Source organism: Pseudomonas sp. LB-090624 (assembly GCF_003205205.1).
GTDB lineage: Bacteria > Pseudomonadota > Gammaproteobacteria > Pseudomonadales > Pseudomonadaceae > Aquipseudomonas.
The window spans coordinates 14,520-40,855 of the sequence record NZ_QJRL01000023.1 but is presented as its reverse complement, the minus strand read 5'-3'; the positions used below and the strand labels follow the sequence as shown (position 1 = coordinate 40,855).

General features: G+C 62.6%; 26 protein-coding genes and 1 pseudogene. 25 read left to right on the top strand and 2 right to left on the bottom strand.

The annotated features are described in order from the left end of the window. Nucleotides 1-3: 3 nt before the first annotated feature. A complete protein-coding gene (gene motB, locus DMX11_RS19240) occupies nt 4-1,044 on the top strand; it encodes a flagellar motor protein MotB (RefSeq protein ID WP_110745947.1) in 1,041 nt (346 codons plus the stop codon). Between the two features lie 92 nt (nt 1,045-1,136). On the opposite strand, the gene rsgA is transcribed toward motB, so the two are convergent. Continuing rightward, the gene (rsgA, locus tag DMX11_RS19235) at nt 1,137-2,156 is read right to left on the bottom strand and encodes a small ribosomal subunit biogenesis GTPase RsgA (protein WP_110745946.1); all 1,020 of its coding nucleotides are present in this window, start codon (nt 2,154-2,156) and stop codon (nt 1,137-1,139) included. A gap of 164 nt (nt 2,157-2,320) precedes the next feature. Here rsgA and orn point away from each other — a divergent pair, with 164 nt between their 5' ends. Then, nucleotides 2,321-2,863, top strand: a complete 543-nt coding sequence (gene orn / locus DMX11_RS19230) for an oligoribonuclease (RefSeq protein WP_110745945.1) — start codon at nt 2,321-2,323, stop codon at nt 2,861-2,863. 91 nt (nt 2,864-2,954) lie between these two features. Continuing rightward, nucleotides 2,955-3,566, top strand: a complete 612-nt coding sequence (locus tag DMX11_RS19225) for a trimeric intracellular cation channel family protein (protein WP_021783871.1) — start codon at nt 2,955-2,957, stop codon at nt 3,564-3,566. Nucleotides 3,567-3,616: 50 nt separating this feature from the next. Here the strand turns inward: DMX11_RS19225 and queG are convergent, their stop codons facing one another. Then, entirely contained in the window at nt 3,617-4,681 is a 1,065-nt protein-coding gene (gene queG, locus DMX11_RS19220; protein ID WP_110745944.1) for a tRNA epoxyqueuosine(34) reductase QueG, read from the bottom strand. Between the two features lie 65 nt (nt 4,682-4,746). Here queG and DMX11_RS19215 point away from each other — a divergent pair, with 65 nt between their 5' ends. From DMX11_RS19215 to DMX11_RS19115, 22 genes and pseudogenes are all read left to right on the top strand, one after another. Continuing rightward, the gene (locus tag DMX11_RS19215; protein WP_110745943.1) at nt 4,747-5,607 is read left to right on the top strand and encodes an NAD(P)H-hydrate dehydratase; all 861 of its coding nucleotides are present in this window, start codon (nt 4,747-4,749) and stop codon (nt 5,605-5,607) included. Between the two features lie 2 nt (nt 5,608-5,609). Then, nucleotides 5,610-6,068, top strand: a complete 459-nt coding sequence (gene tsaE, locus DMX11_RS19210; RefSeq protein ID WP_256667174.1) for a tRNA (adenosine(37)-N6)-threonylcarbamoyltransferase complex ATPase subunit type 1 TsaE — start codon at nt 5,610-5,612, stop codon at nt 6,066-6,068. An 11-nt stretch (nt 6,069-6,079) separates the two neighbouring features. Then, a complete protein-coding gene (locus tag DMX11_RS19205; RefSeq protein WP_110745942.1) occupies nt 6,080-7,510 on the top strand; it encodes an N-acetylmuramoyl-L-alanine amidase in 1,431 nt (476 codons plus the stop codon). Continuing rightward, nucleotides 7,507-9,405 carry a DNA mismatch repair endonuclease MutL gene (gene mutL / locus DMX11_RS19200; protein ID WP_110745941.1) on the top strand — a complete coding sequence of 633 codons (1,899 nt, stop codon included), beginning with the start codon at nt 7,507-7,509 and terminating at the stop codon, nt 9,403-9,405. The genes DMX11_RS19205 and mutL overlap by 4 nt, the downstream gene beginning before the upstream one ends. A gap of 1 nt (nt 9,406) precedes the next feature. After that, nucleotides 9,407-10,378, top strand: a complete 972-nt coding sequence (gene miaA / locus DMX11_RS19195; protein WP_110745940.1) for a tRNA (adenosine(37)-N6)-dimethylallyltransferase MiaA — start codon at nt 9,407-9,409, stop codon at nt 10,376-10,378. 94 nt (nt 10,379-10,472) lie between these two features. After that, nucleotides 10,473-10,733 (top strand): RNA chaperone Hfq, encoded by a 261-nt coding sequence (hfq, locus tag DMX11_RS19190; protein WP_012274457.1) that lies wholly within the window; start codon nt 10,473-10,475, stop codon nt 10,731-10,733. A 12-nt stretch (nt 10,734-10,745) separates the two neighbouring features. Beyond that, nucleotides 10,746-12,047 carry a ribosome rescue GTPase HflX gene (gene hflX, locus DMX11_RS19185; protein ID WP_110745939.1) on the top strand — a complete coding sequence of 434 codons (1,302 nt, stop codon included), beginning with the start codon at nt 10,746-10,748 and terminating at the stop codon, nt 12,045-12,047. A gap of 96 nt (nt 12,048-12,143) precedes the next feature. After that, nucleotides 12,144-13,325: an FtsH protease activity modulator HflK gene (gene hflK / locus DMX11_RS19180; protein WP_110745938.1), complete on the top strand. Its 1,182-nt coding sequence runs from the start codon at nt 12,144-12,146 to the stop codon at nt 13,323-13,325. Further along, entirely contained in the window at nt 13,325-14,194 is an 870-nt protein-coding gene (hflC, locus tag DMX11_RS19175; RefSeq protein ID WP_110745937.1) for a protease modulator HflC, read from the top strand. Before hflK ends, hflC begins: the two co-directional genes overlap by 1 nt. A 301-nt stretch (nt 14,195-14,495) precedes the next feature. Then, nucleotides 14,496-15,683: an ATP phosphoribosyltransferase regulatory subunit gene (locus tag DMX11_RS19170; protein ID WP_003249540.1), complete on the top strand. Its 1,188-nt coding sequence runs from the start codon at nt 14,496-14,498 to the stop codon at nt 15,681-15,683. Nucleotides 15,684-15,739: 56 nt separating this feature from the next. Next, nucleotides 15,740-17,032, top strand: a complete 1,293-nt coding sequence (locus tag DMX11_RS19165) for an adenylosuccinate synthase (protein WP_003249542.1) — start codon at nt 15,740-15,742, stop codon at nt 17,030-17,032. A gap of 533 nt (nt 17,033-17,565) precedes the next feature. After that, nucleotides 17,566-18,258: pseudogene (locus DMX11_RS26520) on the top strand (methyl-accepting chemotaxis protein); the annotation flags it as partial. Nucleotides 18,259-18,279: 21 nt separating this feature from the next. Further along, entirely contained in the window at nt 18,280-19,164 is an 885-nt protein-coding gene (locus DMX11_RS26515; protein WP_371921800.1) for a methyl-accepting chemotaxis protein, read from the top strand. 265 nt (nt 19,165-19,429) lie between these two features. Then, nucleotides 19,430-20,122 (top strand): autoinducer binding domain-containing protein, encoded by a 693-nt coding sequence (locus DMX11_RS19155; RefSeq protein ID WP_218278965.1) that lies wholly within the window; start codon nt 19,430-19,432, stop codon nt 20,120-20,122. A 94-nt stretch (nt 20,123-20,216) separates the two neighbouring features. Continuing rightward, nucleotides 20,217-20,837 (top strand): acyl-homoserine-lactone synthase, encoded by a 621-nt coding sequence (locus DMX11_RS19150; protein WP_110745934.1) that lies wholly within the window; start codon nt 20,217-20,219, stop codon nt 20,835-20,837. A 48-nt stretch (nt 20,838-20,885) separates the two neighbouring features. After that, nucleotides 20,886-21,482 (top strand): NAD(P)H-dependent oxidoreductase, encoded by a 597-nt coding sequence (locus DMX11_RS19145; protein WP_110745933.1) that lies wholly within the window; start codon nt 20,886-20,888, stop codon nt 21,480-21,482. Between the two features lie 15 nt (nt 21,483-21,497). Continuing rightward, nucleotides 21,498-22,010, top strand: a complete 513-nt coding sequence (locus DMX11_RS19140) for a DUF2867 domain-containing protein (protein ID WP_110745932.1) — start codon at nt 21,498-21,500, stop codon at nt 22,008-22,010. A 17-nt stretch (nt 22,011-22,027) separates the two neighbouring features. After that, nucleotides 22,028-23,239 (top strand): AfsA-related hotdog domain-containing protein, encoded by a 1,212-nt coding sequence (locus tag DMX11_RS19135; RefSeq protein ID WP_110745931.1) that lies wholly within the window; start codon nt 22,028-22,030, stop codon nt 23,237-23,239. Next, nucleotides 23,236-24,381 carry an NADH:flavin oxidoreductase gene (locus tag DMX11_RS19130; protein WP_110745930.1) on the top strand — a complete coding sequence of 382 codons (1,146 nt, stop codon included), beginning with the start codon at nt 23,236-23,238 and terminating at the stop codon, nt 24,379-24,381. Before DMX11_RS19135 ends, DMX11_RS19130 begins: the two co-directional genes overlap by 4 nt. A gap of 10 nt (nt 24,382-24,391) precedes the next feature. Beyond that, on the top strand, nt 24,392-25,165 hold the full coding sequence (locus DMX11_RS19125; protein WP_110745929.1) for an SDR family NAD(P)-dependent oxidoreductase: 774 nt from the start codon (nt 24,392-24,394) through the stop codon (nt 25,163-25,165). After that, a complete protein-coding gene (locus tag DMX11_RS19120; protein ID WP_110745928.1) occupies nt 25,162-25,899 on the top strand; it encodes an SDR family oxidoreductase in 738 nt (245 codons plus the stop codon). The genes DMX11_RS19125 and DMX11_RS19120 overlap by 4 nt, the downstream gene beginning before the upstream one ends. Further along, on the top strand, nt 25,896-26,336 hold the full coding sequence (locus tag DMX11_RS19115) for a hypothetical protein (protein ID WP_146230369.1): 441 nt from the start codon (nt 25,896-25,898) through the stop codon (nt 26,334-26,336). The genes DMX11_RS19120 and DMX11_RS19115 overlap by 4 nt, the downstream gene beginning before the upstream one ends.

Sequence of the window (26,336 nt, the reverse complement as noted above, 5' to 3'; positions counted from 1 at the left end):
GTCATGGAGAACAACCAGCCCATTATCGTCAAGCGCGTAAAGCGCTTTGGCGGCGGCCACCACGGCGGCGCCTGGAAAATCGCCTTCGCCGACTTCGCCACGGCGATGATGGCGTTCTTCCTGGTGCTGTGGCTGATGTCCACGGCCACGCCGGAACAGAAGATTGCGATTGCCGGCTATTTCAAGGACCCGATCGGCTTTTCGGAAAGCGGTACGCCCTATGTCATCGACCTGGGCGGCTCTCCTGAGCTGGCACCGGAAAAGACCATCAATCCGGAAGTGAAGTCCGAACCTACTCCCGACACCACGGTCGAGCTGAACAAGGAGCAGGTCGAGACCATGGCCGAGCAGGTCGAGCGTGAGCGCCTGGAGCTGCTGCTGCAAGAACTGCAGAACAAGGTGGAAGAGAACCCGCAGCTGCAGAAGTTCAAGGACCAGATCCTGTTCGAAATCACCCAGGACGGCTTGCGTATTCAGATCATGGACGCCGAGAACCGGCCGATGTTCGACATCGGCAGTGCGCGCTTGCAGCCATACTTCGAAGACATCCTGCTGGCCATGGCAGACACCATCAAGGCAGTGCCGAACAAGATCAGCATCAGCGGCCACACCGACGCCAAGCCGTACGCTGGCAGTGGCGAGTTCGGCAACTGGGAACTGTCGGCCAATCGTGCCAATGCCGCGCGCCGAGCCTTGGTAGCCGGGGGTTACCCGGATGGCCAGGTGGCGCGGGTGGTGGGTTACGCCTCGTCATCGCTGTTCGACCGCAAGGACCCGTTCAACCCGGTTAACCGCCGTATCGACATCATCGTGCTGACCAAGAAGGCCCAGCGCAATATCGAAGGTGAGCAGGGTGCGCCGGAAACACCTCCAGCGGCGCCAACTGCTCCTGCAGCGCCAGCCAGTGGTGCTGCGCCAGGGGCTTCGGCACCGGCTGCTCCAGGGGCAACTGAACAGCCGCCGATGCAACCGCGTGAGCTGCGCCAGAAGCTGAACATCTTTGAAGATGGCACGCTGAAGATGGATGAAACCAAGGAGCAGTAGGTCCTTGGCGGCATCAGGGCTGACAGGGGCTTGGCGGAAAGGTTGAAGCGCCTGTGAGAGCGAGCGCAAATCCGACGGCGAGAGCAGCTGTTTCAAGTCAAGCTGGCGATGATCGAGCGGTAGCTGTTCATGCGCTGCGGCTTGATCCGCCCCTCGTCCAGCGCCTTGAGCAATGCGCAGCCCGGTTCACGGTCATGCTTGCAATCGCGGAAGCGGCAGGTGCCGAACAGGTCGCGGAACTCGATGAAGCCATCCTCCACGTCGTCGCGGCTGACATGGCCAAGTCCGAACTCGCGGATACCCGGCGAGTCGATCAGGTCGCCACCGTTGGGGAAGTGGTACAGGCGCGCAGTGGTGGTGGTGTGAGTGCCCTGACCCGACCATTCCGACAGGTCGCCGACACGGGTGCCAGCCTCCGGCAGCAGGCTGTTGACCAGTGACGACTTGCCCACCCCCGACTGGCCGACGAACACGCTGATGTGGCCGTCAAGCTGCTGTTGCAGGCGCTGCATGCCATCACCGTAGTGCGCCGATACTTCCAGCAGCGGGTAGCCCAGCTCGCGGTACACCTGCAGCAGCGCATGCAGGCCAGGGCCGTTCTCGTCGTTGATCAGGTCGGCCTTGTTCAGCAGCAGCAGCGGGCGCAGGCCGGCGTGCTCGGCCGCTACCAGATAACGGTCGATCAGGTTCGGGTGTGGTTCCGGGGCCGGGGCGAACACGATCACGATCAGGTCGACGTTGGCAGCCACCGGCTTGAGTTGACCATGGTTGTTCGGCCGGCACAGCTCGGTGCTGCGCGGCATTTGCGCCACGATTACGCCGATGCCCTGGTTACCCGCACGCCACACGACACGGTCGCCGGTGACCAGCGCCGGCAGGTTGGCGCGCAAATGGCAGCGGAACACCTGGCCCGCGGTTTCGCCATCCTGGGCTTCAACTTCTACTTGCACGCCAAAGTGCGCGATCACCAGGCCCAATTGCTCTGGCCCCAGGTCGCCGCCTTCCAGTTCCTGCAGCACGTGCTGCTCGCGTTTGGCGGCGCGAGCGGCGCGCTCACCCTGGATTTTTTCGATCCGCCAGTTCTGGCGGCGATTGAGCTGGCGTTTGGCCATGAAAGTACCGTGAGAGAGGCCCGGGGTAGGGCATTGAAAACGGCATGCAGTTTAGCACGCCAGGCGTTGGACTATTTGGCTTACCTTGTGTGTTGTGGCCGCGCAGTGAATGGGCGCGCCTTGGCCACTAGGCTAATATGACGGCCTATATGAGGAGCCTCTGCATGCAAAACCCACAGAACCTGATCTGGATCGACCTGGAAATGACCGGCCTGGATCCGGACAGCGACGTCATTATCGAGATGGCCACCATCGTCACCGACAGTGAACTGAACACCCTGGCCGAAGGCCCGGTGATTGCCATCCACCACAGTGATGAAGTGCTGGCGCGCATGGATGAGTGGAACACCCGCACCCACGGCGCCTCGGGCCTGACCCAGCGCGTGCGCGAGAGCCAGGTCGGCATGGCCGAGGCCGAGGCGCAGACCATCGCCTTCTTTGAACAGTGGGTGCCGAAAGGCAAGTCGCCGATCTGCGGCAACAGCATCTGCCAGGATCGACGCTTCCTCTACCGCCACATGCGCAACCTGGAAAACTACTTCCACTACCGCAACCTGGATGTCTCCACGCTGAAAGAGCTGGCCGCGCGCTGGGCGCCAGATGTGCGTGACAGCTTCAAGAAGGGCAATACCCACCTAGCGCTGGACGACATCCGCGAATCGATCGCCGAGCTGCGGCACTACCGCCAGCACTTCATCAAGGTGTGAGCCGTAATGGCGCAGATATTCTGTCTGCGCCCCCTTTTGGTGCCTTGGGCAACTGGTTAGACTGCGCGCCCTTCTCGCACGGACCTGCACCATGTTGTTGATGCTCTACCTCATCGCCATCACCGCCGAAGCCATGACCGGTGCGCTGTCCGCCGGGCGTCGAGGCATGGACTGGTTTGGCGTGGTGCTGATCGCCTGTGTCACCGCCCTGGGGGGCGGCTCGGTGCGCGACGTGCTGCTCGGGCACTACCCGCTGACCTGGGTCAAGCACCCTGAGTACCTGGTCCTGACCAGCCTGGCCGCATTGCTGACCATCTTCATCGCGCCGATGATGCGCCGCCTGCGTTCGCTGTTCCTGGTGCTGGATGCCCTGGGCCTGGTGGCGTTTACCCTGATTGGCTGCATGACCGCGCTGGAGATGGGGCAGGGCATGCTGGTGGCGTCGATCAGCGGGGTGATCACCGGGGTGTTTGGCGGGATCTTGCGCGACATCTTCTGCAACGACATCCCGCTGGTCTTCCGCCGTGAGCTGTATGCCAGCGTGTCGTTTGCAGCGGCTTGGTTCTACCTGGGGTGCGTATATTTCAAGGTGCCGGCAGAGCAGGCGATGCTGCTGACCCTGTTTGGTGGCTTTCTGGTGCGGCTGTTGGCGATCCGCTTTCACTGGGAAATGCCCAAGTTCCACTACAACGACCAGCAGTGACGGAGTTTGCGGGCGCAACATGGCCCCTGTTTGAGCGCTGAGGCTGGTCGCTATTGCGCTCCGTGTCGGGCTAGCGCCCACTCGACATGCTCGCGCACCAGTTCCGATTCATCGTCACGCCGTGCCTTCAGCGCCTCGATCACCGGAATCGTCGATGGCGCGTTGCCCAACCCCACCGCCAGGTTGCGCAAGAACCGCTCATAACCCGCCCGCCGCAACGGCCCGCCCTCGGTCTTGCGCAGGAAGGTGCGCTCATCCCACAGGAACATCTGCGCCAACTCGGCATTCTCCAGCCCGTGCCGGGGTTGGAAGTCCTGCTCCTGGCTGTGCTTGGCAAAGCGGTTCCACGGGCAGACGATCTGGCAGTCATCGCAACCGAACACCCGGTTGCCCATCATCGAACGCAACTCCACCGGGATCGGCCCCCTCAGCTCGATGGTCAGGTACGAGATGCAGCGCCGCGCGTCCAGTACATAGGGCCCGACAAAAGCCTGGGTCGGGCAGACGTCCAGGCAGGCCTGGCAGCGGCCGCAGTGTTCACTGGTGGTGGCTTCGTCCACCGGCAGCGGCAGGTCGACGAACAGTTCGGCGAGGAAGAAGTAACTGCCCGCCTTGCGGTTGAGCAGCAGGGTATTCTTGCCGATCCAGCCCAACCCGGCTTGCTCGGCCAAGGCTTTTTCCAGTACCGGGGCGCTGTCGACGAAAGCTCGGTAGCCGAACGGGCCGATGGCTTCCTGAATGCGGTCAGCCAGGAACTGCACGCGTTTGCGTACCAGCTTGTGGTAGTCGCGGCCCAGCGCGTAGCGCGACACGTAGGCTTTCTCTGGTTGGGCCAGGCGCTGGGCCATCTGGGTGTCGCCGGGCAGGTAGTCCATGCGCAGCGAGACCACGCGCACCGTACCCGGGATCAGTTGGTCGGGGTGCGACCTTTTGCTGCCGTGGGCGCCCAGGTACTCCATTTCGCCCTGGTAGCCGGCGTCGAGCCAGCGCTGCAGGTGGTGTTCGTGTTCGCCAAGGTCGACCCCGGCGATGCCAACGTGGGCAAAACCGAGTTCCTGGCCCCAGTTCTTGATCGATTGGGCCAGTTGGGCGAGGTCAGGTGTAGACGCGGACATGGATGGGCAAGGCAATACGGGCTCAGGTGCGTATAATTCTGCCAGACATTGGAGCCTTTGACCCCATGCCGCAGACCAAACACCCCGACAATGCCCCGCAACAGCTCAGCAGCGTGACCGTCGCACACCTGCCGGCGCGGGATGCGCATGCGCATAAAGGCGACTTTGGCCATGTGCTGGTGGTCGGTGGCGACCTCGGCACCGGTGGCGCGGTATTGCTAAGCGCCGAAGCCGCCCTGCGCTGCGGCGCCGGGTTGGTCAGCGTCGCGACCCGGCCCGAACATGTGGCCGCGAGCCTGGCGCGCCTGCCTGAGGTCATGTGCCTGGGCGCCAGTTCGGCCAACCAGCTGATGGGGGTGCTGGAGCGCGCCACGGTGCTGGTGGTCGGCCCTGGCCTTGGGCAGGCGGCGTGGGGCCGTAGCCTGTTGTCGGCCGTGGCCCATGCCGAGCGGCCGCAGGTGTGGGACGCCGACGCCTTGAACCTGCTGGCGCGCACTCCGCTGGCCCTGCCCAGTGGCAGCATCCTGACCCCGCACCCTGGGGAGGCAGCACGTCTGCTGGGCATATCCACCGAGGCGGTGCAGGCTGACCGCCCGGGGGCGGCACGCAAGCTGGCGCGCCGTTACAACAGCGTCTGTGTCCTGAAGGGGGCCGGCACGCTGGTGGCGAACCCGGGCGGCCAGCTGGCGCTGTGCGAGCGTGGCCACCCGGCAATGGCCGGGGCCGGCCTGGGCGATGTGCTGACTGGCGTTCTGGCGGCGCTATTGGCCCAAGGCCTGGACGCCTGGAGCGCGGCCTGCCTGGGCACTTGGCTGCATGCCTGTGCTGGCGAGCGTCTGGGGGTAGAAGGTAGAGGCCTGGCGGCCAGTGATCTGGCGCCGGTCATTCGTGAGTTGTTGGAGGAGCATTCTGCGTGTCTGGCTTAAATCTGTTTCTGGCCGATGAAGCGGCCACGGTCGACTTTGGTGCGAAGATGGCCGAGGTGACCGGTGGTCGCGGCGTTATTTTCCTCGAGGGCGACCTGGGGGCGGGCAAAACCACCCTGTCGCGTGGCCTGATCCGCGGCCTGGGCCATACTGGTGCAGTGAAAAGCCCAACCTTCACCGTGGTCGAACCCTACGAGATCGGCGAGGTCCGAGCTTTTCACTTCGACCTGTATCGCCTGGTCGATCCGGAGGAGCTGGAGTTCATGGGCATTCGTGACTATTTCGAAGGCGACCCGCTGTGCCTGTTCGAATGGCCACAAAAGGGTGCGGGCGTTTTGCCAAAGCCTGACCTGACCATTACCATAAGCCCCCAAGCGGGCGGACGCTCGCTGATCCTTTCGCCGCAGGGGGCTCGCGGCGAGGCCTGGTGCGTGGCACTGGCCGAACACTATAAACAGTAAGTGGGGTAGGTATGCGCATACGCGCGCTGGTCGCCATCGTTGGGCTGCTGCTGACAACGGTGACCGTTGACGCTCTGGCCGTCACTCAAGTCAAGAGCATGCGCCTGTGGCGCGCGCCAGACAACACGCGGCTGGTCTTCGACCTGTCTGGCCCCGTGCAGCACAGCGTCTTCACCCTGAGTGCGCCTGATCGCCTGGTCATCGACATCAATGGGGCGACCCTGGCCGCGCCGTTGAACGTGGCGACCTCCAATACGCCGATCAGCAGTGTGCGTTCGGCCCAGCGTACCCCGACCGATTTGCGCGTGGTGGTCGACCTGAAAAAGTCGGTTACCCCGAAAAGCTTTACCCTGGCGCCCAATGCCCAGTACGGCAACCGCTTGGTGGTTGACCTGTACGACCAGGAAGCCGATGCGATCGCGGCCAGCGCGCCAACCCCGGCGCCGGCCCCGGTGCAGACGCCTGCGACCACGCCAGCGGTGCCAGTGAGCCCGGCCCAGCCCGCCATCAAGCTGCCACCCGTACCCAGCGGCAAGCGTGACATCGTGGTTGCCATCGACGCCGGTCACGGCGGCGAAGACCCTGGCGCCTCGGGCTCGCGTGGCCAGCACGAAAAAGACATCGTGCTGCAGATCGCCAAGGAACTGCAGCGCCAGCTGAATACCGAAAAAGGCTTCCGTGCCGAGTTGACGCGTACCGGCGACTACTTCATTCCGCTGCGCAAGCGCACGGAAATCGCCCGCAAGAAGGGCGCCGACCTGTTCATCTCGATTCACGCCGACGCCGCGCCGTCGCGCGCTGCCTTCGGTGCCTCGGTATTCGCCTTGTCTGACCGCGGTGCCACCTCCGAGACCGCACGTTGGCTGGCCGACACGGAAAACCGCTCCGACCTGATCGGGGGGGCCGGTAACGTCAGCCTCGACGACAAGGACCGCATGCTGGCCGGTGTGCTGCTCGACCTGTCGATGACGGCCACGCTCAGCTCCAGCCTGAATGTCGGGCAAAAGGTACTGGGCAATATGGGCCGCATCACCTCGCTGCACAAGCAGCGGGTGGAGCAAGCAGGCTTCATGGTGCTGAAGTCGCCGGATATTCCATCGATCCTCGTTGAAACCGGGTTCATCTCAAACAACAACGAAGCTGCCAAACTGGCCACTGCCAGCCACCAGCAGGCCTTGGCGCGTTCGATCCACACCGGCGTGCGCCAGTACTTCCAGCAGAATCCGCCGCCTGGCACCTATATCGCCTGGCTGCGGGACACCGGCAAGATCGCCGCCGGCCCGCGCGAGCACACCGTGCGCCCAGGCGAAACCCTGGCGATGCTCGCGGTGCGCTACCAGGTCAGCGTGGCCAGCCTGCGCAGCAGCAACAGCCTCAAGACCGATGAGCTGAAGGTAGGCCAACGCCTCGACATCCCTGCCACCACACTGGCCTCGCAATGAGTGGCGGTTCGCGCATCCAGCTGCTTAGCCCGCGGCTGGCCAACCAGATTGCCGCTGGCGAGGTTGTCGAGCGGCCGGCTTCGGTGGCCAAGGAGCTGCTGGAAAACAGCTTGGACTCCGGCGCCCGGCGCATCGATGTGGAAGTGGAGCAGGGCGGCGTCAAGCTGCTGAAAGTGCGCGACGACGGCAGCGGTATTTCCGCGGACGACCTGCCATTGGCCCTGGCCCGTCACGCCACCAGCAAGATCCGCGAGCTGGAAGACCTTGAAGGCGTGTTGAGCCTAGGCTTCCGAGGCGAGGCCTTGGCCTCGATCAGCTCGGTGGCGCGCCTGACCCTGACGTCGCGCACCGCGAGTGCTACAGAGGCCTGGCAGGTAGAAACTGAAGGCCGTGACATGCTGCCGCGGGTGCAGCCGGCGGCGCACCCCGTCGGCACCTCGGTGGAAGTCCGCGATCTGTTCTTCAATACCCCGGCGCGCCGCAAATTCCTCAAGGCCGAGAAAACCGAGTTCGATCACCTGCAGGAAGTGATCCGTCGGTTGGCGCTGGCGCGTTTCGATGTGGGCTTCCACCTGCGCCACAACGGCAAAAGCATTCTCAGCCTGCACGAAGCCCATGATGAAGTGGCGCGTGCGCGGCGGGTGGGCGCCATCTGCGGCCCAGGCTTCATGGAGCAGGCGCTGCCGATCGACGTCGAGCGCAACGGCCTGCGCCTGTGGGGCTGGGTCGGTCTGCCAACTTTCTCGCGCAGCCAGGCCGACCTGCAGTACTTCTTCGTCAACGGCCGAGCGGTGCGCGACAAGCTGGTCGCCCACGCCGTGCGCCAAGCTTACCGAGACGTGCTGTTCAATGGCCGGCACCCGACTTTCGTGCTGTTCCTGGAGCTCGAGCCCAACGGCGTGGATGTCAACGTGCACCCCACCAAGCATGAAGTGCGCTTCCGCGAAGGGCGCTCGGTGCACGACTTCCTCTACGGCACCTTGCACCGTGCCTTGGCCGATGTCCGCCCGGAGGACCAACTCGCAGCGCCCGCTGCCGTGCCTGAACTGGTGCGCCCCACCGGCCAGCAGGCCGGGGAGTTCGGGCCCCAGGGTGAAATGCGCCTGGCCTCACCTGTGCTTGAACGACCACAGGCGCCGCAGCATACGATCTCCAATGGCGGAAGCGGTGCCGGTTACCAGTACCAGTACACCCCACGCCCTTCGCAGCCGTTGCCTGTCGCCGAGACGCAGGCGGTGTATCGCGAATTTTACAAGCCGCTGGAGAATACTGCGGGCTCGGGGACGGCCTTACCCGAAAGCCAGGGTGATATTCCCCCGCTGGGCTACGCGCTGGCGCAGCTCAAGGGCATCTACATCCTCGCCGAGAACGCCGTTGGCCTGGTGCTGGTTGACATGCACGCCGCCCACGAGCGGATCATGTACGAGCGCCTGAAGGTGGCGATGGCCAGCGAAGGCCTCAGCGGCCAGCCGTTGCTGGTGCCGGAAACCCTCGCCCTCAGCCAGCGTGAGGCCGACTGTGCCGAGGAGCACGCGCAATGGTTCCAGCGCCTGGGTTTCGAATTGCAGCGCCTGGGCCCGGAAACCTTGGCGATCCGCCAGATTCCGGCCTTGCTCAAGCAGGCCGAGGCCAACCGCCTGGTGCAGGACGTGCTTGCCGATCTGATGGAATACGGCACCAGCGATCGTATCCAGGCGCACCTCAACGAACTGCTCGGTACCATGGCCTGTCACGGCGCAGTGCGCGCCAACCGGCGCCTGGCCATTCCCGAGATGAATGCCCTGCTGCGTGACATGGAAAACACCGAACGCAGCGGCCAGTGCAACCATGGCCGGCCTACCTGGACCCAGATGGGCCTGGACGACCTGGACAAACTCTTCCTGCGCGGTCGATGAAATGAGCGGCAAGCCCCCTGCAATATTCCTGATGGGCCCGACGGCGGCCGGCAAGACCGATCTGGCCATCGAACTGACCAAAGTGCTGCCGTGTGAGCTGATCAGTGTCGATTCGGCGCTGGTCTACCGTGGCATGGACATCGGTTCGGCCAAGCCCTCGAAAGAAATCCTCGCCGCCCACCCGCACCGGTTGATCGACATCCGTGACCCGGCCGAGAGCTACTCGGCCGCGCAGTTTCGCGCCGACGCCCTCGAGGCCATGGCCGAGATCACTGCGCGCGGCAAGATCCCGCTGCTGGTCGGTGGCACCATGCTCTATTACAAGGCGTTGATCGATGGCCTGGCCGACATGCCGGCGGCCGATGCCACGGTACGCGCCGAGCTGGAAGCCCAAGCCGAAGCGTTGGGCCTGGCCGAGCTGCACCGCCAGCTGGCCGAGGTCGACCCGGAGTCGGCGGCGCGCATTCACCCCAACGACCCGCAGCGGCTTATCCGGGCGCTGGAGGTTTACCGGGTGAGCGGCCAGAGCATGACGGCACATCGCCAACGTCAATTCGCGGAAAGTCGCGGCGCAGACGCAGGCGCTGACGGGCATTTGCCCTATACTGTCGCCAGTTTGGCGATTGCTCCTACAGATCGTCACATTTTGCATCAGCGAATTGCGTTACGATTTTCGCAGATGCTGGAACAGGGCTTCGTTGACGAGGTCCGATCGCTGCGAGCCAGAAGTGACTTGCACGCCGGGCTGCCGTCTATACGGGCAGTGGGTTATCGGCAAGTCTGGGATTACCTGGACGGCAAGCTGACTGAGAATGAGATGCGTGAACGCGGTATCATTGCTACCAGGCAGCTGGCCAAGCGGCAGTTCACCTGGTTGCGTGGCTGGCCTGACGTACACTGGCTTGACAGCCTGGCCTGCGACAATCTGTCCCGCACCTTGAAATACCTTGGGGCCGTCTCCATATTGAGCTGAGTCCCTGCTGATTGCCGTCTATTCTTGCGAAGGGGCGGCCTAATATATCGATTTTATTGATTTTCTATTATTTATCCTTACAGGAGTGCGGCATATGTCAAAAGGGCATTCGCTACAAGACCCTTACTTGAACACCTTGAGAAAAGAAAAGGTCCCGGTTTCCATCTACCTGGTCAACGGTATCAAGCTGCAGGGTTCGATCGAATCGTTCGACCAGTTCGTGGTACTGCTGAAGAACACTGTCAGCCAGATGGTCTACAAGCACGCCATTTCGACCGTCGTTCCGGCCCGTCCGGTCCGCCTGCCAAGCCCGACCGACGGCGAGCACGGCGACAGCGAGCCAGGCAACGCCTGATAGGAGCCTGCATTGTTCTTTGAGCGCCACGGTGGTGGTGAGCGGGCGTTGCTCGTTCACTTGGAAGGTCAGAACCCTGAGGCGCGCGAAGACCCGCAGGAGTTTCAGGAACTGGCATTGTCGGCCGGTGCCGACATCGTCTCTCTGGTCACGGTGTCAAGGCATCAGCCTTCCGCCAAATACCTGATTGGCAGTGGCAAGGTCGAAGAGCTGCACGACCTGGTCCATGCCGAACAGGTAGACCTGGTGATTTTCAATCACACCCTCACGCCCAGTCAGGAGCGCAACCTTGAACGTGTGTTCGAGTGCCGTGTGCTCGACCGTACCGGGCTGATCCTCGATATTTTCGCCCAACGGGCGCGTACCCATGAAGGCAAGCTGCAGGTCGAACTGGCCCAGCTGGAGCACATGAGCACGCGGCTTGTGCGCGGCTGGACTCACCTTGAACGCCAGAAAGGTGGTATCGGCCTGCGCGGTCCGGGTGAAACTCAGCTGGAAACCGACCGCCGCCTGTTGCGAGTGCGCATTCGCCAGATCAAATCGCGCCTGGAGAAGGTGCGCAGCCAGCGCGAGCAGGCGCGTCGCGGGCGCAAACGCGCGGATATCCCTTCGGTGTCGCTGGTAGGTTATACCAACGCCGGCAAATCCACGTTGTTCAACGCGTTGACCCAATCCGAGGTATACGCCGCGGACCAGCTGTTCGCCACCCTCGACCCGACCCTGCGCCGGCTTGAGCTCAACGACCTGGGGCCGATCGTGCTGGCCGACACCGTGGGCTTCATTCGCCACCTGCCGCACAAGCTGGTCGAGGCATTTCGGGCTACGCTCGAAGAGTCGAGCAATTCCGATCTGCTGCTGCATGTGATCGACGCCCATGAGCCAGAGCGCATGGAACAGATCGAGCAAGTGCTGGCGGTATTGGGCGAGATTGGTGCCGAAGGGTTGCCGATCCTCGAGGTGTATAACAAACTCGACCTGCTCGAAGATGTCGAGCCGCAGATCCAGCGCAATGCCGATGGCAAGCCGGAACGGGTCTGGGTATCGGCACGTGATGGGCGTGGCCTGGAGCTGGTTGGCCAGGCGATTGCCGAGTTGCTGGGGGATGATCTGTTTGTCGGCACCCTGTGCCTGGAGCAGCGTTTTGCCCGCTTGCGCGCGCAATTCTTTGCCCTGGGAGCGGTGCAGAGTGAAGAGCATGATGAAGAAGGGCGCAGCCTGCTGAGCGTGCGACTGCCCATGGTCGAACTGAATCGCCTGGTCAGCCGCGAAGGCATGGAGCCGCAAGTGTTTGTCGAGCAACACACTTTGCAATAAATGCCCGTCGAGGTCGCCGGGCAGCAGTGACAGGCATTCTGTAGCATTGGACGGCGCGCCGTGGGCGCGTCTTTGCTTTATCAGATGGAGAGCGCTATGGCTTGGAACGAGCCGGGTGGCAACTCGAACAATCAGGATCCCTGGGGCGGCCGCCGTGGTGGCGGTGGCGGTGGTGGTGACAAGAAAGGTCCGCCGGATCTGGACGAGGCCTTCCGCAAACTGCAGGACAGCCTGAACGGCATGTTCGGCGGTAAAAAGAAACGTGGCGGCGGTGACCGCAATGTCGGCAAGGGCGGTGGCCTTGGCCTGCTGGGCATAGGCCTGGCGGTGCTGGCTGCCATCTGGCTGTACAGTGCCGTGTACGTGGTCGACGAGCAGGAGCAGGCCGTGGTGCTGCGCTTCGGCAAGTACTATGAGACGGTCGGTCCCGGCCTGAACATCTACTTCCCGCCGCTCGATCGCAAGTACATGGAAAACGTCACGCGCGAGCGTGCCTACACCAAGCAGGGGCAGATGCTGACCGAAGACGAGAACATCGTCGAGGTGCCGCTGACCGTCCAGTACAAGATCAGCAACCTGCAGGACTTCGTGCTCAACGTCGACCAGCCTGAGGTCAGCCTGCAGCACGCGACCGACAGTGCCCTGCGCCACGTGGTGGGTTCCACCTCGATGGACCAGGTATTGACCGAAGGCCGCGAGCAGATGGCCGTGGATATCCGCGAACGCCTGCAGCGCTTCCTCGACAACTACCGTACCGGTATCACCGTTACCCAGGTCAACGTACAGAGCGCGGCAGCCCCGCGTGAAGTGCAGGAAGCCTTCGACGACGTGATCCGTGCCCGCGAAGACGAGCAGCGTGCCCGCAACCAGGCCGAGTCCTACGCCAATGGCGTGGTGCCGGAAGCCCGTGGTCAGGCCCAGCGCATCATCGAGGACGCCAACGGTTACCGCGACGAAGTCATCGCTCGTGCCAAGGGTGAGGCCGACCGCTTCAGCAAGCTGGTCACCGAGTACCACAAGGCACCTGATGTGACCCGTCAGCGTCTGTACCTGGAGACCATGCAAGAGGTCTACAGCAATTCGAGCAAAGTCATGGTGGCGACCAAGGACGGGCAGAACAACCTGCTCTACCTGCCGCTGGACAAGATGGTCGAAGGCAGTCGCAACACGTCCGCGCCAGCTGCCACTGTGTCGCCATCGGCCAACGATGCGGCCGCGCGTGCAGCGCAGGACCTGCAACAGCAACAGCAGCAGCTGCGTACTAGGGAGAGCCGCTGATGAGCAATAGATCGCTGATCGCCCTGATCGCTGCCGTGGTCCTGGCCATCGTGGCCTGGAACAGCTTCTACATCGTGTCCCAGACCGAGCGTGCAGTCATGCTGCGTTTCGGTAAGGTGGTCCAGGCGGATGTCCAGCCAGGCCTGCACGTGAAGATCCCGTACGTGAACCAGGTGCGCAAGTTCGACGCCCGCCTCATGACCCTCGACGCCCCTACCCAGCGGTTCCTGACCCTGGAGAAGAAAGCGGTGATGGTCGACGCCTACGCCAAGTGGCGCGTCAAGGATGCCGAGCGCTTCTACACCGCCACCTCCGGCATGAAGCAGATCGCCGACGAGCGCCTGTCCCGTCGTCTGGAAAGCGGCCTGCGTGACCAGTTCGGTAAACGCACCCTGCACGAAGTGGTATCCGGTGAGCGTGATGCACTGATGGCTGACATCACTGCATCGCTGAACCGCATGGCCAACAAAGAGCTGGGTATCGAAGTGGTCGATGTGCGCGTCAAGGCCATCGACCTGCCGAAGGAAGTCAACCGCAGCGTGTTCGACCGTATGAGCACCGAGCGTGAGCGTGAAGCTCGCGAGCACCGTGCCAAGGGTAACGAGCTGGCTGAAGGTATTCGTGCCGATGCCGACCGTCAGCGCCGCGTGCTGCTGGCCGAGGCTTATCGTGAAGCAGAAGAAACCCGCGGTGACGGTGACGCCCAGGCGGCCGCCATCTACGCTAAGGCTTACACCCAGGACGCGGATTTCTACGCGTTCTACCGTAGCCTGCAAGCGTACCGCGAGAGCTTCTCGAGCAAGAGCGACGTGCTGGTCCTGGACCCGAAGAACGAGTTCTTCCGCTTCCTGGACAAGAGCAAGCCGTGATGCTCAGGCCCTGATTTTCGAGCAGCGGCGCCCCGCCTGGCAGCTAAAACACCAGGCGGGGTGCATCCTGAATGAAAAGGGGTGTATGATGAGGCAGCCGGGAAATTTCCCGGCTTTTTTGCGTCTGCAAGGTTGATTGGCACAGCGCCAGTTGACGATTTGGTCAGCTCGCAAGGCAATTCGAGGGTATCGGGTACGGTGGCTGCGCTGGGATCAGTGCTGCCCGCTGCTGTGCGCGATACCGGCTTTACTGACGGCTCGCCTGCTGGCTAGCCGCCCGGACCAGAGGGGAAATGGCGTAATGGCAACGGTAGACCGCTGGCTGCTGCCAGATGGCATCGAGGAAGTACTGCCACCTGAGGCTGCGCGCATCGAGATCGCGCGCCGCCAGGTGTTGGACCTGTTCCAGAGTTGGGGCTACGAACTGGTCGTCACCCCGCATATCGAGTACCTGGAGTCGCTGTTGACCGGCGCCGGCCAGGACCTGGATCAGCGCACCTTCAAGGTGGTGGACCCGCAGTCCGGCCGCCTGATGGGCTTCCGCGCCGACTTCACCCCGCAGGTGGCGCGCATCGACGCCCACACCCTGCGCCGTGAGGGCCCGAGCCGCCTGTGCTATGCCGGCAGCGTGCTGCACGCCCAGCCGCGGGCACTGTCCACCTCGCGCAGCCCGATTCAGCTGGGTGCGGAGCTGTACGGCGATGCCAGTCCGACCAGCGACGTTGAAGTCATCAGCCTGATGCTCGCTACGCTGCAGCTGGCCGACGTACCGGATGTGCACATGGACCTCGGCCACGTCGGTATCTACCGCGGCCTGGCCCGTGCTGCCGGCCTGTCCGGTGCGGTCGAGCAACAGCTGTTCGACGCCATGCAACGCAAGGCCGTCGATGAAGTTCAAGCGCTCACCGCCGACCTGCCGAAGGACTTGGGCAACATGCTGCGTGCGCTGGTCGAGTTGTGTGGTGGTCGCGAAGTGCTGGCTGAAGCCCGCGTGCGCCTGGGCCGTGCCCCGGCCAGCGTGCTGGCAGCGCTGGACGACCTGCTGGCCATCGCTGACCGCCTGGCGTCGCGCTACCCGGACCTGCCGCTGTACTTCGACCTCGGCGAGCTGCGCGGTTACCACTACCACACTGGCGTGGTGTTCGCCGTGTTCGTCCCGGGCGAAGGTCAATCGATCGCCCAGGGCGGGCGCTACGACGACATCGGCGCCGACTTTGGCCGGGCGCGCCCGGCTACCGGTTTCTCCACGGATTTGAAGACCCTGGTCACACTGGGGCGAGCGGAGGTCGTATTGCCAACTGGCGGCATCTGGATGCCGGACAGTGGCGACGCGGCCCTCTGGCAGCAAGTCTGCCAGTTGCGCAACGAGGGCCAGCGTGTGGTCCAGGCTTTGCCTGGCCAGCCGTTGAGTGCTGCTCTCGAGGCGGATTGTGATCGGCAATTGATTCAGCAAGACGGGCGCTGGCAGGTTCTGCCGCTGGCCCAGTGAGTTTCTGCGTCGGCAACAGGCCGGCAACCAAGTTTGCGTGAATGAGGACCAATGTAATGGGTAAGAATGTCGTCGTCCTGGGCACCCAGTGGGGTGATGAGGGCAAAGGCAAGATCGTCGATCTGCTGACCGAACATGCTGCCGCCGTAGTGCGCTACCAGGGTGGTCACAACGCGGGCCACACCCTGGTGATCAACGGTGAAAAGACCGTTCTGCACCTGATTCCGTCCGGCATCCTGCGTGAGGGCGTACAGTGCCTGATCGGTAACGGCGTGGTCGTTGCCCCGGATGCGCTGATGCGTGAAATCACCAAGCTGGAAGAGAAGGGCGTACCCGTGCGCGAGCGCCTGCGCATCTCCCCGGCTGCGCCGCTGATCCTGTCGTACCACGTGGCCCTGGACCAGGCCCGCGAAAAAGCCCGTGGCGAAGCCAAGATTGGCACCACCGGCCGTGGTATCGGCCCAGCTTACGAAGACAAGGTGGCACGTCGCGGCCTGCGCGTGGGCGATCTGTTCCACCGCGAGCGTTTCGCCGCCAAGCTGGGTGAGCTGCTGGACTACCACAACTTCCAGCTGGTGAACTACTACAAAGAGCCAGCCATCGACTTCCAGCAGACGCTGGACGAGTGCATGGCTTACGCCGAACAGCTCAAGCCGATGATGCTCGACGTCACCGCCGAGCTGCACAACCTGCGTCGCGCCGGCAAGGACATCATGTTCGAAGGCGCCCAAGGCTCGCTGCTGGACATCGACCACGGTACCTACCCGTACGTCACCAGCTCCAACACCACTGCTGGCGGTATCTCCACCGGTTCCGGCGTTGGCCCGATGTACCTCGACTACATCCTCGGCATCACCAAGGCCTACACCACTCGCGTAGGTTCCGGCCCGTTCCCGACCGAACTGTTCGACGAGACTGGCGCTACCTTGGCCAAGCGTGGCCACGAGTTCGGCTCCACCACCGGCCGCGCTCGCCGCTGCGGTTGGTTCGATGCCGTGATCCTGCGTCGCGCCATCGACGTCAACAGCATCTCGGGCATCTGCCTGACCAAGCTGGACGTACTGGACGGCCTGGAAACCATCAACATCTGTGTTGGCTACAAGAACGAGAACGGTGCTGTCATCGACGCGCCATCCGATGCCGACAGCTACATTGGCCTGGAGCCGGTGTACGAAGAGATGCCAGGCTGGAGCGAGTCGACCCTGGGCGTGAAAACTCTGGAAGAGCTGCCGCAAGCTGCGCGTGACTACATCAAGCGCATCGAAGAGCTGGTAGGTGCACCGATCGATATCATTTCGACCGGCCCGGACCGCAACGAGACCATCGTGCTGCGCCACCCGTTCGCCTGATCCGCCCTCCAGGCTGATCTGACGCCGCGGTCCTGAAAGGGGCTGCGGCGTTTTCGTTTGTGCGGTACGCCACGACAGGCAGCTACCCTTGCTGAACCTTGGCGTTTATCCCTGCTGCCTCCGGCACAACCCTTGCTGTAAGAAGTTTCTGAAGATGCCATCAAAATAGTGGCGCCAGAAAACACGAGGGTTACACCGTGTCTGCCATCCTCTCTCTGTTACGAAGCCGCCTTTTGCGGCCTGTGTTTGTTGCCCTTGGTATCGCTCTATTGGTGCAGGTACTGGTCGCAGTTGCCCTCACTCGCAGCACGGTCACCGCCTTGGAAGCCGACTTGGGTGAACGCCTTGGTGATGACAGCCGCCAGCTCGCCAGCGACCTGGAACAGGCCGGGCAGGACGTGCGCGCGGGCCTGGACAGCCTTTCCAGCAGCACCCGTCAGCGCCTGAGTGCCGGGTTGTCGGAGCGCCTGCAAAGCGAACAGCAGCAATTGCGCAGCACCCTGGAAAAGAACCTCAAGGATTCTGCCAATGACATGGCCGAGCTGCTGGCTTCGGTTGCCCCGCGGGCAATCTGGGACAACGATGTGCCAGTGCTCTCCGATTTCGCTCGCCGTGCCCAGCGCAATCCCAATGTGCTGTTCGTTGTCTACGACGATGCCCAGGGCCAGCACCTGACCCGTTACCTGAACCGGCAGAATCCGATCAACCAGGCACTGATGGAAAAAGGCCAGGGTGAGCGCGCCTTGGACAAAGTGATCGATGCTGCTCGACGCGACCCGGGGGTGTATTTCGTCGAAGCCTCGATCAACCCCAATGGTGCAGAAATCGGCAAGGTGGTGATGGGTGTATCCACTGCCGGCATCGACCAGGAACTCAAGGCCCTCGACCAGCGCTTCGCGGCGCTGATCGCCAGTGGTGAGCAACTGGTCGGCGACAGCTTGGTCGGTGCTGCCGCCGACAGTGGCAAGACGCTGCGCCAGCGTCTGGAAAAGGCTCAGGGCAGTGCTGCGGCCATGCAGGCCAATACCGCGCAGACCGTGCGCGACGCTGCTGCCGAGCTGCGCTGGCGTATCGGCCTGGGCCTGGTACTGGTAGGCCTGGGCGTGTTGCTGGTGGTGGCCGTGGTGCTTGGCCGTCGGGTACTGAGCAAGCTGCGTCTGCTGATTACCGCCCTGGACGACCTGGCGGCGGGTGAGGGTGACCTGACCAAGCGCGTGCCGCTCGACAGCCGCGACGAAATTGGCGACATGGCTTCGGCTGTGAACCGCTTTGTCGACAAGTTGCAGCCGATTGTGCGCGAAGCCGGCGAGGTGGCGCAGCGCACGGGTGTGGAGATTGGCGCGATGGCCCAGCGCAACGCTGGCGCGGATGCTGCCGCCGCATTGCAGCGCGATGAAGTGGCCGCCAGCCTGCGCGACCTGTCGAGCATGGCTGATGAAGCACAAGCCGAAAGTCATGCGATGCAGGCGGCCTTGCAGCAGGTGGTGGATATCCGCCAGGCGACCGATGAAAACAGCCGCACCTCGACGCAGCTTGCCGGTTTGATCGAGAACCTGGCTGGGCAGGTGGATGCCGGCTCCCAGGTGATCGAGCGCCTGGCCAAGCAGAGCGAGCAGATTGAAGTGGTGCTGACGGTGATTCACGGTATTGCCGAGCAGACCAATCTGCTGGCCTTGAACGCCGCCATTGAGGCAGCCCGTGCTGGCGAAACCGGCCGCGGCTTTGCCGTGGTGGCCGACGAGGTGCGAGCGCTGGCGAGCAAAACGCAGAGCTCTACGGGCGATATCCAGGCGCACATCGCAGCGCTGCAGAAGGGCGCGAAGGAAGCCGTGGCCACCATCAGCCAGGCTGGGCTCAAGGCTAGCGAAGGCTTGCTGGTGCTGCGTGACAACGAGCGCCGCCAGCAGTCGGTGCAGGCCGCAGTGGAGCAGGTGCATGCGGCCATCGGCCTGGCTACCCGTGCAGCCGAGCAGCAAGCGAATGGCGCGCAGGCAGTGCGTGGGCGGGTGGAAACGATACACGCTCAGGCCGAGCGCTCGGCCGAGGTGGTGATGCAGACCACGGCTAGCAGCAAGGTGCTGGATGAGTTGGCGGCGCAGCTGCGGGCGAGTCTCGGGCAGTTCAGGGCATGAGGGCCTAGTGGATGAGGTCGCTGTAAAACTGCTTTAACAATTTTGCGGCCATGTGGGGCGGGCCCTTTGCCGTCATGCGACGACTGGCTCGAAGGCTGAATAAATGTACGGGCGCGTGATACGTAGAAAGTAAGTAGCAAATTGATATTACTCAATGTCAAATTCGGCAACGCGCGCTAAGCTCGCCTGCGCCATGCGGGCTCGGAAGCACACAGAGTTTGTTTGAACATTCAGGGAGAAAATAAGAATGCAATGGATGGGCGATATGTTGTCAGCGGTTTATGAGGCTGATAATACACACGTACTGTTGGACCGGGTCCAGGCAGCTGCGCGTACCTTGGGCTTCGATTACTGCGCTTATGGCCTACGCGCCCCGTTGCCCGTGACCAACCCGCGAGTGACCCTGCTTAGCACCTACAGCCGGAGCTGGTGCGAGCACTACCGCCGCTCAGGCTACCTGGCGATGGACCCCACCGTGCTGCACTGCCAGCAGTCCACACAGCCGGTGGTGTGGGGCGATCAGGTGTTCGGTAACGCGCCACAGCTCTGGGAGGATGCGCGGGAGGCGGGCTTGTGCCATGGCTGGGCTCAATCCTCTCTTGAAGGGCGCAATGCCGGTGGCATGTTGACGCTGGCACGCTCTGCCGAAGCCGTTGGCGAACCTGAGCTGCGTTGCAACGAGGCGAAGATGCGCTGGCTGGCCAATGTTGCACACCAAGGCTTTTCACGACTGTTGTCGCCCACTTGGCAGCCCGCTCTGGCCACGCCTTTGTCCAGCCGTGAGCGTGAGGTCCTGCGCTGGGCCGCGGATGGCAAAACCCTTAACGAGGTCGCCGACATTCTCACGTTGTCGATGGAAACAGTGAAGTTTCATACCCGCAATGCTGCGGTGAAACTAGGGGCTGCCAACCGTACTGCGGCAGTGGCCAGGGCTGCTCTCCTGGGCCTGCTAGGCTGACAGCCAGTCAGCTACCTGCCAAATAGTGGAGTTTTCCTGAAATAGCGCTTCAAGTCGAATACCCGTCCCTACGCAACTGGCAAGAGGACGCGGTATGCACATCGTCATCGGTACACAGCAAGAATTGGGACGTGCACGGCTGGCGCAAATGGACAGCTACCGCTATCGGGTGTTCGTCGATGCGTTGGGCTGGGAGTTGGCCTGTGAGCCGGGTTGTGAGCGCGACCAGTTCGATCACGAGCACACTTTATACCTGCTGGCCTGCAACGAGCAGGATGAGATCGTCGGCATGGCGCGCCTGCTGCCGACTCATCGCCCCTATTTGCTTGATGAGGTATTCCCAGAGCTGATGGCTGGCCAGCAGCTACCTCGCAGTGCCGAAGTATGGGAACTTTCCAGGTTTTCGGCGATGGATCTGAGCCCCAATGGCCAGCCGTTGGGCGGCCAGTTTTCATCGGCGGTTGCCATCTGTTTGCTCGACGCGGTGTTGCGCTGCGCTGGGGCTCGTGGGGCCCGGCGCCTGATCACCGTGTCGCCGCTGGGCATCGAACGCCTGCTGCGTCGGGCCGGTTACGCGGCCCATCGGGCGGCAAGTCCGATGCAGGTCGGCAAGCATTGGCTGTTCGCCTGCTGGATCGATGTCGCCGGGCGTAGCTACACAATTGGTGAGGTTACAAAGCCCCAGCGCTGTCGTTCAATGCACCGCGCCGCCTGAGGCGCCATTCTTGCGCCTTGACGATAACCACTTAAAGGGAGTTTGAGCATGGACAACATTCTAGTCGTCATCGGTCATCCGGACCTGAGCACTTCCCGCGCCAACGCAGCTATCGTAGAGGCCCTGCGCGACAGCAAGGTGACCCTGCATCCACTCAGCGCAGCACTTGGCGACAATGGTTTCGATATCGCCGCCGAGCAAAGACTCTTGTGTGAGCACGAGCGCATCGTGTTGCTGTTCCCGCTGTACTGGTATTCATGCCCAGCGTTGATGAAGCGCTGGATCGATGAAGTGTTCACGCCAGGTTTTGCCTATGCTCGTGGTGGCGACAAACTGCAGGGCAAGGAATTCATGATCGTGACGAGCGTGGGGGCACCGGCGTCGGGCTATCGTGCGGGCGGTTTCAACCGTTACACCCTCGACGAGCTGCTGCGTCCCATGCAGCAGACGGTCGCGTATGTCAAAGGGCACTACCTGCCGCCGATCCCACTGTTCGAGTCGGTATTCATCGCTGATGAGGCTCTCGACCAGGCGGCCCGCGAAATTGCCGGTTTGATCACCAGCAACCAGGAATCGCCTGACGAAGCGTACGAAAAACTACTGCTCAAGGCCGAGCTGGCTGCGATCGCACTGCTGCAGCAATGATACGGAGGGTGGCCCATGTCTCGTGTTCTGGCCCTGGCGCCCGATAGCGTGCGGCTGGTAGCTGCCGCTGACCGGCTCGCCTTTCTGCACTGTGATGCCGTGCAGATCGCAGCGCCGGTGAGCGCGCTGCAGGCTTACTGCGCGATGACTTCGGACATCCCTGCCTGGTTGGCCTCGGCCTTTCGCGTACGCGATTTCGTTTCGCGTTGGTTCAATGTGGCCGACATCCAGGGTTTTTCGCCGCGCAGCCCGGAGCAAGTACCGGCAGTTGGCGAGCGCCTGGATTTCTTCACTGTGGAAGCGATCAGCGAAAGCCAGTTAGTGCTGGCTTCACGAGATACGCATCTGGCGGTGATGGTTTGCCTGGACCTGGAGCGCTTGGGTGACGGCGTACAGCGCCTGAGCGTGACCACATCGGTGCAGCGCTTCAACACATTCGGGCGCTTGTACATGTTACCGGTCGGGCCGGCTCACGGGCCTATCGTCAAGCGCATGTTGCGCAATGCCGTGGCAGTTTTTCCCGTCTGAACCCATAGGTGATCAACATGGATCGTCAATTACCGTTGACTCCGCAGGTGCTGCATAAGGGCACGACGGAGGATGTACTTCTGTCCGGTTTTCAGGACATCTTGCCCGCTCGCCTGACTGTGGCGGAGCATGAACTTCTTTGTACGGCGCTCGACTCCACCGGGCTTGAGGCTCTGCACCATTCATACCGTTGCCATCCGTCGCAGGGCTGGGTGTTGGTCAGCGTGCCTGCCTTCATCAGCGAGCAGGACTGGCTGGTTGTCAATGGCTTCGAGATGGACGTAAAAAGCTTCTATGAGCGCCGTGACGATGGCTACCACCTGAGTGCGCCTTGGCTGCCACGTCAGGTCGAACACTACTTGCAGCGCCACTATGGCCTGCCGGTGGTGGCACAGGCGCAGGTCGCGCTGCTGGCCGACAGGCTGTATGCCTTGCCGGGCTGGGGGCGCGCAAACCTGTCGTCATACACGTTGATGAACGACACCAATAACTACTTTTTCTACAACAAGCCTCATGAGCATGTCCCTGGGCTGATGCTCATCGAGGTCGCGCGCCAAGCGATGTACCACTACTTCTACAGCCACTCGGGCTACCGTCGTGGTGATGTGTCGATTTCCATCGAGGACCTGTCGGTTTCGTTCAGTAATTACACGGAGTCGACCTACGCGGTTGAGGTGGTCGTCCAGCATACCGCTGGTGAGAAGCGGTACCAGCCACGCACCGTCGACAAAACCGCCGAGTTTTATCAGAACGGTAGCTTGGTGACGACGCTGCGCCTGCGAGGCAGTGCCATGAAGATGCCGCTGTTCAAGCGCATGCGTACCCTCAACTTCCCCGAGCATCACTGGTTTGCGCCATCCAACCGGGTGCTTCCGCAGGTGCTGCTGCAAACTGCCGAGGGGATGAGCATCGAAGCCCGCCTGGAACATGTGTCATTGCGCGCGGTGCGCTTCAGTGGGGTGAATCTGGATGCTGGCCTGCAGGTTCGGCAGTTGTCGATCTACGTCAAGGACACTGGATTCCTCAGCTTCCCGATCGCCAACTGTCAGCCTTCCCGGCATTCCGGCGTCGAGATGGCACTGTTCGCCAAGCTGGATCGCGCTACCTTGTCGACGCTCAAGGAAGTCATCAAGTGCCATTGCTTCCATGAGCCTTTGCAGGATTATGCCGCCGTGATCCCGGCCAGCAATGACGCGCAGGCCAGTCTGTGTAGCTGGCAGAACGGATGAGCGGCGTGGGGTCGGGTTATCCGCTCACGCGCCAGCCCATCGATCTGGGGCAGCACCTGCAATTGAAGAACCGGGTGTACTTCGCGCCCATGGGCATCGACCTGGCCCGCGATGGTTGCCTGACCGATGACATGTTCGCGTTCTACCGCGGCATCGTCGAGGGTGGTTGCGCGATGGTGGTGTTGGCCAATTCGGCGATAGATGCCACCACGCGCCTGCATGAAGGGGGGTTGTGCCTGTATGAAGAGAAGCATGCCGAGCACCTGGCTCCCTTGATTGATTACGGCCGGCAGCATGCCTGCCCGGTTGTCGTGCAATTGCAGCACTACGGTTCACAAGGTGATCTTGCCCGCAGTGGCGGTGCAATGCTTGCGCCTAGCCGCCTGCCAGGGAAGCGCCAGCCGGGTGTGCGGGTAATGACCCATGAGGATGCCCGCATTGTCTGCAACCAGTTCGGTAGTGCCGCGCGGCTGGCACAGCAGGCAGGCGCACGAGCGGTGCAGTTGCAGGCCTCCAACGGCTACCTGCTCAGCAGCTTCCTTTCGCCTTACAGCAACCGCCGCATCGACCGATATGGTGGCTCGCCCCTGCGGCGGGCACGCTTGCTACTGGAGGTGATCGAGGCGATTGCCGAGGCTACCCAGGGCGGCGTCGACATTTCGGTCCGTCTTGGCATCGATGATTGTCTGGGTGACAAAGGTCAGCAACCGGCGTTGCTGGAGCAGGTGGTGCCCGCACTGGAACGGGCGGGTATCAGCGCGCTGATGTGCTCGGCGGCTATCCGGGAAACCTTCCATTACATGTTGAAGGCAGACCCCAAGGTGCACGCCTTGCTGGTGCATGGGGTGCGGCATATCCGTGAGTTGACCGCGTTGCCGGTAGGGTTCGCGGGGTTCACGGGCTCACTGGCGCAGGCCGAAGCCTTGCTGGACCTGGGCGTGGCTGACTTGGTAGGCATGAGCCGGGCGCTGTTCGCCGACAACGACTTGGTCAACAAGTCGCTCTCGGGCAAGGCCAACAGTGTCAATGCCTGCCGCTTCGATGGAAATTGCTTCCGTGACAAGAGCAACCCGAACCTGGACCGGGTGTATTGCTGTGTGAATGACAAGTACAAACGGCCCGATTCGATTCGATACGACTAAGGAGAGTCCAATGCAACTTGCAGGAAAAGTGGTCGCCGTGACGGGCGGCACCAACGGTATCGGCCTGGTCGTCGCTCAGCGCCTCCTGGCAGAAGGAGCGCGCGTGGTGGTACTGGGACGTAACCTGGAAAAGGGCCGAGCGGCCTTGCAGGTATTGGGCGATGGTGCGCAGTTCATTGCCTGTGATGTGGCTGAAGCCGGTGCCGTGCGGGATGCGTTCGGTGAAATCGAAAGATGCTTCGGTGGCCTTGACCATGCTGTCAACGCGGCGGGTGTGACTGCACCCTATGCGCCGGTGGCCGACCTGCAGGTGGAAGACTGGGACCGGGTGATTCGTATCAACCTGCATGGTCCGTTGTACTGCCTGCAGCAGGAGTTGCGCTTGATCGCCCGGCGAGCAGGGGGCTCGATCGTCAACGTTTCATCCTGCGCCGGCGTGATGGCCATGCCCAGCCAGGCTGCGTACGTCGCCAGCAAGGCGGCGCTCAATGCCTTGACTCAGGTCGTGGCGATGGAAAATGCCTGTGATCAAGACGGCCGACACGCGGTGCGGGTCAATGCTGTAGCGCCAGGGCCGATCATGGGGGGGATGAACTCAGCCGAAAGACTGGCAGCCAACCCTGCAGGCACTCAACGCAAGATCAATGCAACCGTGATGAAGCGCTTTGGCGAGCCTGGCGAGGTGGCCGATGCCGTGCTGTTCCTGCTGGGCGCGAGTGCTAGCTACATCACCGGCAGTGTGTTGAGCGTCGATGGTGGGTACCACATTGGCAAGTTCGAATGAGGCACGTATTCATCAGCGGAGTCAGCTCGGGTATTGGCCACGCGCTGGCCGCGTTGCACCTGGCGCGCGGGGATGAGGTATGGGGCGTGTCGCGCCGTGTGCCAGAAGATTTGCAGCAGCATCCGGGGTTTCATTTTCGGGCGCTGGACCTGTGTGCACCTGAGCGCGCCTATCCAGCGCTGCAAATGTTTCTGGGTGAAACCTGTTTCGACACCGCCTACCTTAATGCCGGCACGTTCGGGCACGCTCCGGAACTGGCCGTCAGCACCTCGGTAGATGCCTTTCGCGAGGTGTTGGACTTGAACGTGGTGGCCGTCAAATGGGTGCTCGACTTGCTCTTGTGTCGAGACTCGCAGCCTCGGCAGGTGGTGTTTTCTGCGTCGGTGTCAGGCATTCGCCAGCGTGCGGGCATGCTTTCCTACAGTGTGTCGAAGGCCGCGCTGAATGCCCTTGCCAAGGTCTACCACCTGGAAAACCCAGAGGTGTTCTTTGCCGTGTTCGGCCTGTGCAACGTCGACACCTTGGTGGCCCAGACCATCTTGAACGCGGATGAGCGCTTTGCAGAGCTTGTCGCCTTGCGCGAGCGCTCTGGCCAGCCTGGCTATATCGTCAGCCCGGCCAAGCGCGCCGAAGATATTGTCACTTTGCTTGGTTGTCGCCATGCCTTGGCCCTGCAGTCGGGGCAATTCTACGAAGTCAGGCAACTTCTTGAACGTATGCACACGGAGGTTTGAACATCATGAGCCAGTCCCGCTACGCAACCATCGTTCGTGTCGGCGCGGTGTACGACATCATCGCCACGCTACCCTTTGCCTTGCCGGTGGTCGCCAGTCTGGCGTTGCAGGCCTTTGCCGGGCTGGATGCCTGGCTTGGCTTGGGCACCGCTTTTGCGGCGCTTGATTCCACGTCGCTGTTTTTTATCAACCTGGGTGCGCTGGCCTACGTGGCCTGGGGGGTGGCCCGCTGGCGTGAACCTTCGGCTGCCAATGGCCGATTGAATGCGCTCTTGAGGTTGCTAGTGATTGTTCTGCAACTGTTTGCCCTCAGTCAGGGGGCCACGCCCATCCTTTGGGCATTGGCAGCGGTGTTGCTGGTGTTTGCGGTGTTTGAGTTGCGTGCGCCCGAAGCAGTGCCCGAACAGGGGGCGATGCGTACGTCGCTCCTTCGCTGA